Source organism: Thermoanaerobacterales bacterium, from assembly GCA_030019475.1.
Classification (GTDB): domain Bacteria; phylum Bacillota; class Desulfotomaculia; order Desulfotomaculales; family JASEER01; genus JASEER01.
This window is the reverse complement of the sequence record JASEER010000053.1, coordinates 1-10,899: the sequence shown is the minus strand read 5'-3', so window position 1 is coordinate 10,899 and position 10,899 is coordinate 1. Positions and strand designations below refer to the sequence as shown.

The 10,899-nt window shown below is 66.9% G+C and carries 9 protein-coding genes; all 9 read right to left on the bottom strand.

The genetic code is table 11. The features are described 5' to 3' along the window. Positions 1 to 1,738, bottom strand: a 1,738-nt coding sequence (gene glmS, locus QMC81_10865) for a glutamine--fructose-6-phosphate transaminase (isomerizing) (GenBank protein ID MDI6907968.1), incomplete at its 3' end; no start/stop codon positions are given. 326 nt (positions 1,739 to 2,064) lie between these two features. Beyond that, positions 2,065 to 3,441: a phosphoglucosamine mutase gene (gene glmM / locus QMC81_10860; protein MDI6907967.1), complete on the bottom strand. Its 1,377-nt coding sequence runs from the start codon at positions 3,439 to 3,441 to the stop codon at positions 2,065 to 2,067. Positions 3,442 to 3,573: 132 nt separating this feature from the next. Then, positions 3,574 to 5,160, bottom strand: coding sequence for a citramalate synthase (gene cimA, locus QMC81_10855; GenBank protein ID MDI6907966.1), 1,587 nt, complete (start codon positions 5,158 to 5,160; stop codon positions 3,574 to 3,576). A 15-nt stretch (positions 5,161 to 5,175) separates the two neighbouring features. Beyond that, positions 5,176 to 5,673, bottom strand: a complete 498-nt coding sequence (locus tag QMC81_10850; GenBank protein ID MDI6907965.1) for a 3-isopropylmalate dehydratase small subunit — start codon at positions 5,671 to 5,673, stop codon at positions 5,176 to 5,178. Continuing rightward, positions 5,673 to 6,938 (bottom strand): 3-isopropylmalate dehydratase large subunit, encoded by a 1,266-nt coding sequence (gene leuC / locus QMC81_10845; protein MDI6907964.1) that lies wholly within the window; start codon positions 6,936 to 6,938, stop codon positions 5,673 to 5,675. The genes QMC81_10850 and leuC overlap by 1 nt, the downstream gene beginning before the upstream one ends. A 1-nt stretch (position 6,939) precedes the next feature. Then, positions 6,940 to 8,460 (bottom strand): 2-isopropylmalate synthase, encoded by a 1,521-nt coding sequence (locus tag QMC81_10840; GenBank protein ID MDI6907963.1) that lies wholly within the window; start codon positions 8,458 to 8,460, stop codon positions 6,940 to 6,942. A gap of 34 nt (positions 8,461 to 8,494) precedes the next feature. Beyond that, on the bottom strand, positions 8,495 to 9,481 hold the full coding sequence (ilvC, locus tag QMC81_10835) for a ketol-acid reductoisomerase (GenBank protein ID MDI6907962.1): 987 nt from the start codon (positions 9,479 to 9,481) through the stop codon (positions 8,495 to 8,497). Between the two features lie 6 nt (positions 9,482 to 9,487). Beyond that, complete coding sequence (gene ilvN / locus QMC81_10830) at positions 9,488 to 9,991, bottom strand: acetolactate synthase small subunit (GenBank protein MDI6907961.1); 504 nt, start codon at positions 9,989 to 9,991, stop codon at positions 9,488 to 9,490. Between the two features lie 19 nt (positions 9,992 to 10,010). Continuing rightward, positions 10,011 to 10,899: thiamine pyrophosphate-dependent enzyme (locus QMC81_10825; GenBank protein MDI6907960.1), on the bottom strand; the 889-nt coding region annotated here is incomplete at its 5' end.

Sequence of the window (10,899 nt, the reverse complement as noted above, 5' to 3'; positions counted from 1 at the left end):
CGGTCAGGATGGGCGCCAGAGCCGGGTGGGCCGGAGGCAGGTAGAGGACGGCGTCGGCCACTTCGTCGATGTGTTGCTGCCCTTCGAAGGCCAGGGCCAGGACGTCGGCGCCGCGGGCCTTGACCTCTTTGATGTTGCTCACGGTCTTGTCGAAGAGGCCGGGCTGGGTGGCCAGGGCCAGGACGAGGACGCCCGGGACGATGAGGGCCAGGGTGCCGTGCTTCAGTTCGCCGGCGGCGTAGGCCTCGGCGTGGATATAGGAGATCTCTTTGAGCTTCAGGCTGCCTTCCATGGCCACGGCGTAGTCCAGGCCGCGCCCGATGAAGAAGATGTGCTCGCAGCGGGCGGCGTAGTGGCCGGCCAGTTCGGCGACGCGCTCGGCGTGTTCTTCGAGGATCTTCCGTATCCCGGCGGGAAGGGTCTTCAGGCCGGCCAGTATAGCGGCCGCCTCGTCCTCCGCCAGGGTGCCGCGCGCCTGCCCGAGCCAGACGGCCAGCAGGTAGAAGGCGGCGAGCTGGGTGAGGTAGGCCTTGGTGGAGGCGACGGCGATCTCGGGCCCGGCCCATGTGTAGATTACGTCGTCGGCCTCACGGGCGATGGAGCTGCCCACGACGTTGGTAATGGCGACGACGCGGGCGCCGCGGCTCTTCGCCTCGCGCAGGGCGGCGCGGGTGTCGGCGGTCTCGCCGGACTGGCTGACGACGATGACCAGGTCGGACGGGCCGACCAGTGGGTCGCGGTAGCGGAACTCGGAGGCGATGTCGACCTCGACCGGGAGGCGGACGAGCCGCTCGATGATGTACTTGCCTACCACGCCGGCGTGGTAGGCGGTGCCGCAGGCGGTGATGAAGATGCGGTTCAGGTTCCCGACGGCCTCGGGCGCGATGCCGAGTTCCTTCAGGACGGCGCGCCGGCCGTCCTCGCTGACGCGGCCGCGCAGGGTCTCCTTGAGGGCCCGGGGCTGTTCGTAGATCTCCTTCAGCATGAAGTGGTCGAAGCCGCCCTTTTCGGCCTGTTCGGCCTCCCAGTTGACGAAGAAGACCTCTTTGCTCACCGGGCGGCCTTCCCGGTCGGAGAGGCGGACGGTGTCCGGGGTGACGTCGGCCATTTCGCCGTCGTTGAGCAGGTAGGTCTCGCGGGTGTACGGCAGCAGGGCCGGGATGTCGGAGGCGACGAAGTTCTCGCCCCGTCCCAGGCCCAGGACCAGCGGGCTGTCCTGGCGGACGACGACCAGCCGGCCGGGCTCGTGGCGGGTCACGGCCAGCAGGGCGTAGCTGCCCTCCAGGCGGCGGACGGCCTCCAGGACGGCCGCGTAGAGGTCGCCGCGGTAGAACTGCTCGATGAGGTGGGGCAGGACCTCGGTGTCGGTCTCGGAAACGAAGGTGTGCCCCTCGGCCGCCAGCCAGGCGCGCAGGCCCAGGTAGTTTTCGATGATCCCGTTGTGCACGACGGCGAAGAGGCCGGTGCAGTCGGTGTGGGGGTGGGCGTTGATATCGGTCGGGGCGCCGTGGGTCGCCCAGCGGGTGTGCCCGATGCCCGCGGTGGCCGCGTATTTGCAGCCGTTGATGCTGCCCGCCAGGACGTCCAGGGTTCCGGCCTTCTTCTGCAGGACCAGGCCGCCGTTCTCGCAGACGACGATGCCCGCGGAGTCGTAGCCTCGGTATTCCAGCCGCCGCAGGCCGTCCAGGAGGATCGGCACGGCGGGTTTGTCACCGGTATAGCCAACGATGCCGCACATAAGGGAAACCTCCTCAAAGGGCAATAAAAAAGCGCCGGCAAAGCACGGCACTACAATAGATGAGCTTGCCTCATGCCACCTGGCACCTTTTGTCCCGCCGGTTGCCCGGCGGTTTTGTGGTACCGTTGACGGCCGTGGCCGGCCGGGAGGCATCCGCCGAAGACTTCGATAAACCTCCACCCTCGTCATCCAGCACTCAACTGCAGGACTCAGTGACAGGTTGAACAAACCTTGCAAGTCCCGGGGAGAAAAGGTGACGTTTCACGGTAACCTTATTCTCCGAGTTGAGTGCCGGGTCTGGCGCTTACGGCTTTGTCCGTCGGACGTCAGGCGCTCGCTTGCGGCCAGGCCTCACCTCCCCCGTCGTTGTCGATTTCGCCGACTACCTGGACCAGGTCGTTGACCACGCGCATAAGCAACTCGGGATCCCGGCCCTCGACCATGACCCGCACCAGGGGCTCCGTGCCCGAGGGACGGACCAGGATGCGTCCCTGCCCGCGCATCTCCTCTTCCTGCCGCCGGACGGCCTCCTGCAGGCGCGGGCTGGTCATGACGCGGCCCTTGTCGCGCACGCGCACGTTTTCGAGGATCTGGGGCAGGCACTCCATCTGCGCCGCCAGTTCGGAAAGCGGTTTTTGCGTCTCGGCCATCACCTGGAGCAGTTTCATCGTCGTCAGGATGCCGTCGCCGGTGGTGTTGTGGTCGAGGAAGATGATGTGCCCGGACTGCTCACCGCCCAGGCAGGCCCCCACGCGGAGCATCTCCTCCAGGACGTAGCGGTCGCCCACCGCAGTCTGGAGCACCCGGATGCCGCTGTCCCGCAGGGCCAGGTGCAGGCCCAGGTTGCTCATGACGGTCACGACGACGGTGTTCTCCTTCAACAGCCCGCGCTCTTTGAGGTGGCGGGCGCAGATGACCATGATCCGGTCCCCGTCCACGACCTCGCCCGTCCCGTCAATGGCGATCAGCCGGTCGGCGTCTCCGTCGTAGGCCAGGCCCAGGTCGGCCCCGGCCTCCCGTACGGCGGCGCGGAGGTGTTCCGGGTGGGTGGAGCCGCAGTCGACGTTGATGTTCGCCCCGTCGGGTTCGCAGGCCAGGGGGATGACCGTGGCGCCCAGGTCGCGCAGCAGTCCCGGGGCCAGTCGGCTGGCGGCGCCGTTGGCGCAGTCGACGACGACGCGCAGGCCCGAGAGGTCCGCCGGGCCGGCGGAACGGGCAAAGGCCAGGTAGCGGTCGGCGGCGTCGGTTACCCGGCGCACCCGGCCGACGCCGGCGCCCGTCGGCGAAGGCAGCCCGTTGCGCGGGTCGGCCACCAGGGCCTCGATCTCGTCCTCGATGGCGTCGGGCAGTTTGTAGCCGTTGGCGCCGAAGAACTTGATGCCGTTGTCCTGGAAGGGGTTGTGTGAAGCGGAGATGACGACGCCGGCCCCCGCCCCGAGGGCGCGGGTGAGGTAGGCCACGGCCGGGGTGGGCATGACGCCGACGCGCCAGACGTCGACGCCGACCGAGCAGATGCCGGCGACCAGGGCGGCCTCCAGCATGTCGCCGGACAGGCGCGTGTCGCGCCCGATGACGATGGAACGCGCCCCTGTTTCGCTGGTTAGGATATATGCACCCGTCCGGCCCAGCTTGAAGGCCAGCTCGGGAGTCAGGTCACGGTTGGCGACGCCGCGCACGCCGTCGGTGCCGAACATTCTGCCCATCGCTCGAAATATCGCCCCTATTCCCGATAGTACAACTCTATCACGTGGTGAAGGTTTTCTTCAATAGCCTGATTTATGTTATGCATGCGACGTCTGCCATGTCAGGGATGCGGGGAGCAAACTCTTGGGTTTTTATTCCTCCGTTTCATCACCGCCCTCGGCGGCCTTAAGGAGGCCGTAGGCCAGGCTGTCGGCCAGGGCCTGCCAGCTGGCCTCGATGATGTTGGCCGAGACGCCCACCGTGCCCCAGGAGCGCTGCCCGTCGCCGGTCTCGATCAGGACGCGGACCACGGCCTCGGTGCCGGCCTTCTCGTTCAGGACGCGCACCTTGTAGTCGATGAGGTGCATGCGCGCGATCTCCGGGTAGAAGGACTCGAGCGCCTTGCGCAGCGCGGCGTCCAGGGCGTTGACCGGACCGTTCCCCTCGGCGGCGGTGTGCACGGTCCTGTCGCCCACGCGCAGCTTGATGGTCGCCTCGGAGGAGATGTGGCGGTCCTCTTTCAGCTCGATGATCAGGCGCAGGCTCTCCAGGGCGAACGGCTTCTGGTAGCCGTTGCAGGCCCGGCGTACCAGCAGCTCGAAGGAGCCCTCGGCGCCCTCGAACTGGAAGCCCTGGTTCTCAAGCTCCTTGAGGTCCTGCAGGAGGCGCCGCGTTTCCTCCCTGGGCTGTTCCAAGTCCAGGTTGAACTCCCGGTACTTATATACTAAATTCGCCAGACCGGAAAGTTCTGACACCAGGACCCGCCTTTTGTTGCCGATCGCCTCGGGATCCATGTGCTCGTAGGTGTGCGGGTCCTTCAGCAGGGCGTTGACGTGCACGCCCCCCTTGTGGGCGAAGGCGCTGGTCCCGACGTAGGGCTGGCGGGGATCGGGGCTGACATTCGCTATTTCGCTGACGTAGCGGGAGAGGTCGGTCAGGTAAACCAGGTGGTCCCGCGGGATGGTGGCGAGCCCCATCTTCAGGCTCAGGTTGGGGATCAGGACACAGAGGTCGGTGTTGCCGCAGCGCTCCCCGAAGCCGTTGACCGTCCCCTGGACGTGGTCCACGCCGGCCTGTACGGCCAGCAGGCTGTTGGCCACGGCCAGGCCGCCGTCGTTATGGGCGTGGACGCCCAGGGGAACGTGGATGGTCTCCCGCACGCGCGCGATGACCGCCGGGACGTCGGACGGAAGAAGACCGCCGTTGGTGTCGCAGAGGACGATGCGCTCCGCGCCCGCCGCCTGCGCCGCGGCCAGGGTGGCCAGGGCGTAGTCCGGGTTGGCCCGGTAGCCGTCGAAGAAGTGCTCGGCGTCGTAGAGGACATGCCGGCCCTTGTCCCGCAGGTAGGCCACCGATTCGCGGATCATGGCCAGGTTCTCGTCGAGGGTGGTGTTCAGGGCGCGCAAGACATGGAAGTCCCAGCTCTTGCCGAAGACGGTCACCGTCTCGACGCCGGACTCCAGGAGGGCCCGCAGGTTGGCGTCGTCCTCGGGCCGGATGCCGACACGCCGCGTGCTGCCGAAGGCGCAGAGGCGGGCGTTCTTCGGCGGGCGCCCGGCCATGCGCCGGAAGAACTCCATGTCCTTGGGATTGGAGCCCGGCCAGCCGCCCTCGATGTAATGCACGCCGAGCTTGTCGAGGCGGCGGGCGATCTTTATCTTATCCTCGACGGAGAAGGAGATGCCCTCTCCCTGCGCTCCGTCGCGGAGCGTCGTGTCGTAGATCTCGACCGTGCGCATTTTATCCCCTACCACTTACTTGCTTTCTAACCGCGCCTTAACCCATTCTATCAGCCCGCCGCGGGCGACGATCTCCTGCATGAAGGAAGGGATGGGCCGCGCGGTGTACTCCGCGCCGGTGGTCAGGTTGGTGATGCGCCCCGTCCCGGCGTCGACCCGCAGGCGGTCGCCGTCGTTCACGGCGGCCGCGGCCTCGGGGCACTCCAGGATCGGCAGGCCGATGTTGAAGGCGTTGCGGTAGAAGATGCGGGCGAAGCTGGCGGCGATGACGCAGGCCACGCCGGCATGCTTGAGGGCCAGCGGGGCATGCTCGCGCGAGGAGCCGCAGCCGAAGTTGCTGCCCCCGACAATGATGTCACCCGGCTGAACCCGCGCGGCGAAGGTGGGATCAGCGTCCTCCATGGCGTGCGCCGCCAGTTCCTTCGGGTCGGAGGTGTTCAGGTAGCGGGCGGGGATGATGACGTCGGTGTCGATGTTGTCGCCGAATTTCCAGGCGCGTCCTTCGAAGAGCATTATTTCACCACCTCCGCGGGATGGGCGATCCGGCCCAGGACGGCGGAAGCCGCGGCCACGGCCGGGTTAGACAGGTAGACTTCGCTTTCGGGATGCCCCATGCGGCCCACGAAGTTGCGGTTCGTGGTGGCTATCGCCCGCTCCCCGCGGGCCAGGATGCCCATGTGACCGCCCAGGCAGGGCCCGCAGGTCGGGGTGCTGACCGCCGCCCCGGCGCGGATGAAGACGGAGATCAGGCCCTCGTCGACGGCCTGCTGGTAGATCCGCTGGGTGCCGGGGATGACGATCAGGCGCACGCGGTCGTGGACGCGCCGCCCGTCGAGGACGCGCGCCGCCAGGCGCAGGTCCTCGATCCGCCCGTTGGTGCAGGAGCCGATGACGGCCTGGTCGATCTCGACGTGGGTCGCCCGGCTGACCGGCCGCGTGTTGTCCGGGCGGTGCGGGAAGGCGACCACGGGCTCCAGGCGGCTCACGTCGTAGGTGATCGTCCGGGCGTACCCGGCGTCCGGGTCGCTCTGCAGCAGTTCATACGGGCGGACCGCCCGGCCGCGGACGTAGGCCTCGGTCTTTTCGTCCGGGGGCACGATGCCGTTCTTGGCGCCGGCCTCGATGGCCATGTTGCACATGGTGAAGCGGCCGTCCATCGAGAGGGCGGAGATGACCGGGCCGGTGAACTCCATGGCCTTGTAGAGGGCGCCCTCGACGCCGATGTCGCCGATGGTGTGCAGGATGAGGTCCTTGCCCCCCACCCACTCCGGCAGTTCGCCCTCGTAGACGAAGCGGACGGTTTCAGGCACCTTGAACCAGGTCTCACCCAGGGCCATGGCCGCCGCCAGGTCGGTCGAGCCGACCCCGGTGGCGAAGGCCCCCAGGGCGCCGTAGGTGCAGGTGTGGGAGTCGGCGCCGATGACGACCTCTCCCGGTCCCACCAGACCCTGCTCGGGCAGGAGGCAGTGCTCGATGCCCATCCGCCCGACCTCGAAGTAGTGGGTCAGGCCCCTGGCGCGGGCGAAGTCCCGCATGACCTTGGCCTGCTCGGCGGACTTGATGTCCTTGTTGGGGACGAAGTGGTCGGGGACCAGGTAGACCCGGTCCGGGTCGAAGACCCGGTCCACGCCGGTCTTCGCAAACTCCTGGATGGCCAGGGGGGCGGTGATGTCGTTGGCCAGGACGGCGTCCACCCGCGCGGAGATAAGTTCCCCGGGACGGACCGTCTCCCGCCCCGCGTGGCGGGCGAGGATCTTTTCGGTAATGGTCATTCCCATGTTATGCTCGTTTCTCCTCGTAGGCGATCTTGTTGAGGACGTTGATGTAGGCGCGGGCGCTGGCCTCCAGGACGTCGGTGCTGATGCCGCGGCCGGTGAAAACCTTCTGCTGCTCGTTGGTCAGCTTGACGGTGACGTTGGCCAGGGCGTCGGTGCCGCCGGTGACGGCGTCGATGACGTAGCTGACCAGGGGATACTTGCGGCCGGTGATCTTCTCGATGGCTGTGTAGATCGCGTCCACCGGGCCGTTGCCGCAGGCCGCCTCCTGGACCAGTTCCCCTTCGACGGCGAGGGCCACGACGGCCGTCGGCTTGACGGTGGTCCCGCTGAAGATGTGCAGGTACTCCAGCTCGTAGGTCGCCGGTACCTTGCGGATCTGCTCCTCGACGATGACCTCCAGGTCCTCGTCCTCGATGTTCTTCTTGGTGTCGGCCAGCTCTTTGAAGCGGGCGAAGGCCGCGTTCAGTTCCTCCCCGCTGAGGTCGTAGCCCAGGTCGGCCAGGCGCTGCCGGAAGGCGTGCCGCCCGGAGTGCTTGCCCAGCACCAGGTTGGTGCGGGTGATCCCGATCATGGCCGGGTTCATGATCTCGTAGGTGGTCCGCTCCTTGAGCACGCCGTCCTGGTGGATGCCCGACTCGTGCAGGAAGGCGTTCTTGCCGACGACGGCCTTGTTGAACTGCACCGGCATGCCGGTCAACAGGCTGACGAGCTTCGAGGTGCGGTAGATTTCCTCGGTCCTGATGCCGGTCACGAGGCCGAGGGACTCGGCCCGGGTGTGCAGGATCATGACCAGTTCTTCAAGGGCGGCGTTGCCGGCGCGCTCCCCGATGCCGTTGATGGTGCCCTCCACCTGGCGCACGCCGTTCTTCACCGCCGCCAGGGTGTTGGCCACCGCCAGCCCCAGGTCGTTGTGGCAGTGGACGCTCAGGACGGCTTTCTCGATCCCCGGGGTCTTCTCCCGGATGGCGGCGATGAAGGCCCCGAACTCGTCGGGCGTGGCATAGCCCACGGTGTCCGGGATGTTGATGGTCGTCGCCCCGGCCTCAATGGCCGTGGCGATGACCCGGCAGAGGAAGTCCAGGTCGGAACGGGAGGCGTCCTCGGCCGAGAACTCGACGTCGGAGGTGTAGCTCTTGGCCCGTTTCACGGCCGCGGCGGTGGCCTCCAGCACCTGCTCGCGGCCCATGCGCAGCTTGTGCTGCATATGAATGTCCGAGGTGGCGATGAAGGTGTGGATGCGCGGCTGCTCGGCCCCGGACAGCGCCTCCCAGGCGCGGTCGATATCCGGGAAGTGGGCGCGCGCCAGGCCGGCCACCGTCACGCCGCGGACCTCGCGGGCCACGGCGCGTACGCCCTCGAAGTCGCCCGGCGAGGCGAAGGGGAAGCCGGCCTCGATGACGTCGACGCCGAGGGCCGCCAGCTGCCGGGCGATCTGGAGCTTCTCGTTCAGGTTGAGGCTCACGCCCGGGGACTGCTCGCCGTCCCGCAGGGTGGTGTCAAAGATGTACACGCGCTCGGGCATGGTGTTTTATTCTCCTTTGGTTAGAGGTCCGCCCCTACTTCAGCCAGGGCATCATCTTGCGCAGCTCGGCGCCGACCTCCTCGATGAGGTGCTCCCGCTCCGCGCGGCGGATGGCGTTGAAGGACGGCCGGTTGGCCTGGTTCTCCAGGATCCACTCCCGGGCGAAGCTCCCGTCCTGGATCTCGGCCAGCACGGCGCGCATCTCCTCGCGGACGTCCTCGTTGATGATCCGCGGGCCGACCATGTAGTCGCCGTACTCGGCGGTGTTACTGACGTTGTTCCGCATATGGGAGATGCCGCCCTCGTAGATCAGATCGACAATCAGCTTCAGCTCGTGCAGGCACTCGAAGTAGGCCATCTCCGGGGCGTAGCCCGCCTCGACCAGGGTCTCGAAGCCGGCCTTGATCAGCTCGGTGACGCCGCCGCAGAGGACGCACTGCTCGCCGAAGAGGTCGGTTTCGGTCTCTTCTTCAAAGGTGGTTTCGAAAACGCCCGCCCGGGTGCTGCCGATGGCCTTGGCGTAGGCCAGGGCGAGGTCCTTGGCCTGCCCGGTGTAGTCCTGGGCGACGGCGATCAGGCTCGGCACGCCCTTGCCCTCGGTGTAGAGGCGGCGGACCATCCGGCCCGGGGCCTTCGGGGCGACCATAAAGACGTCGACGTCGGGCGGGGGCACGATCTGGCCGTAGTGGATGTTGAACCCGTGGGAGAACATCAGGCCCTTCCCCTCGGTCAGGGCGGGAGCGATACTCTCGGCGTAAAGCTTCGGCTGGGTCTCGTCGGGCGTCAGGATCTGGATGATCTGCGCCGCCCGGGCGGCTTCGGCGACCGGCATGACCTGCAGGCCGTCGTTCTGGGCCCGCTGCCAGTTGGCGCTGCCCGGCCGCAGCCCGACGACGACGTCCACGCCGCTGTTGTGCAGGTTCTGGGCCTGGGCGTGACCCTGGCTGCCGTAGCCGATGACGGCCACTTTCTTACCCTTCAGTACATCCAGGTTGGCGTCCTGGTCGTAGTAGACACGCATTTCTATTTAGTCCTCCTTGTCATGGGTTACGGTTTTGGGGCCGCGGATCATAGCGATCTTGCCGGTCCGCACCAGCTCGCGGATACCGAAGGGCTTGAGGGCCTGCTCGATAGCGTTGATCTTGCCCTCGTCGCCCGTGGCTTCAATAATCAGGCTGCGCCGGCTGATGTCGACGATGTGGGCGCGAAAGATCTCGACGATCTGCATGATTTCGGCGCGGGCCTCGGCATCGGCGTTGACCTTGATCAGGACCAGTTCACGGTCGACGTGGGGCTCGGCCGTGATGTCCTGCACCTTGATGACGTCCACCAGCTTGCCCAGTTGCTTGGCCACCTGGTCCAGGACCACCTCGTCGCCCTCGACAACGATGGTCATGCGGGAAATATGCGGATTGTCGGTACGGCTCACCGCCAGGCTGTCGATGTTATAGCCGCGGCGGGCGAAGAGCCCGGACACGCGGGCGAGGACGCCGGGATGGTTCTCAACCAGGACGGCGAAGGTGCGGCGCATTTCCTTAAACCCTCCCTCTCTAACCCAACATCTTATTTATCGCTTCCCCGGGCGGGACCATCGGCATTACGTTTTCCTCGCGCTCGACCAGGAAGTCGATGAGGACCGGCTTCGAAGACTTGATGGCCTGCTCCAGGGCGGGGCGGATCCCGGCCGGCTTCTCGACGCGCAGGCCTTCGGCGCCGTAGGCCTCGGCCAGCTTGACGAAGTCCGGGTTCTTCAGCTCGGTGTAGGAATAGCGCCGGTTGTAGAACAGTTCCTGCCACTGGCGGACCATGCCCAGGTACCCGTTGTCGAGGATGGCCACGTTTACGGGCAGTTCGTAGTTGACGGCGGTGGCCAGCTCCTGGATGTTCATCTGGATGCTGCCGTCGCCGGCGATGTCGATGACGACTTCGTCCGGGCAGGCGACCTGGGCGCCGATGGCCGCCGGGAAGCCGAAGCCCATCGTCCCCAGCCCGCCGGACGAGATGAAGCTGCGCGGGCGGGTGAAGGTGTAGAACTGGGCCGCCCACATCTGGTTCTGGCCGACCTCGGTGGCGATGCGTGCCGGCCGGTCCCTGGTCACCTCGTAAATCTCACGGACCACGTTTTGCGGTTTCATGGTGCCCGGGCCGTATTCCAGGGGGTATTCCTTTTTCCAGGCCTTGATCTTCTCCGCCCAAGCCGGGTTCGGATTGGCGATCAAGGCCTCCAGGAGCTGTTGCAGGACCATGCGGACGTCGCCGACAATCCCGATGTGGGCCGGGACGTTCTTGCCCATTTCGGCCGGGTCGATGTCAATGTGGACGACTCGCGCCTCCGGGGCGAAGCTCTCGATCTTGCCCGTCACGCGGTCGTCGAAGCGGACGCCGACGGCGACCAGGAGGTCGCTCCCGTATACGGCGTAATTGGCCGCCTTCGTCCCG

What these genes read in the sequence shown, in the direction of transcription:
- glmM (MDI6907967.1), bottom strand. Translation starts at nt 3,441, where the DNA reads ATGGGCAGAATGTTCGGCACCGACGGCGTGCGCGGCGTCGCCAACCGT.
- cimA (MDI6907966.1), bottom strand. Translation starts at nt 5,160, where the DNA reads ATGCGCACGGTCGAGATCTACGACACGACGCTCCGCGACGGAGCGCAG.
- QMC81_10850 (MDI6907965.1), bottom strand. Translation starts at nt 5,673, where the DNA reads ATGCTCTTCGAAGGACGCGCCTGGAAATTCGGCGACAACATCGACACC.
- leuC (MDI6907964.1), bottom strand. Translation starts at nt 6,938, where the DNA reads ATGGGAATGACCATTACCGAAAAGATCCTCGCCCGCCACGCGGGGCGG.
- QMC81_10840 (MDI6907963.1), bottom strand. Translation starts at nt 8,460, where the DNA reads ATGCCCGAGCGCGTGTACATCTTTGACACCACCCTGCGGGACGGCGAG.
- ilvC (MDI6907962.1), bottom strand. Translation starts at nt 9,481, where the DNA reads ATGCGTGTCTACTACGACCAGGACGCCAACCTGGATGTACTGAAGGGT.
- ilvN (MDI6907961.1), bottom strand. Translation starts at nt 9,991, where the DNA reads ATGCGCCGCACCTTCGCCGTCCTGGTTGAGAACCATCCCGGCGTCCTC.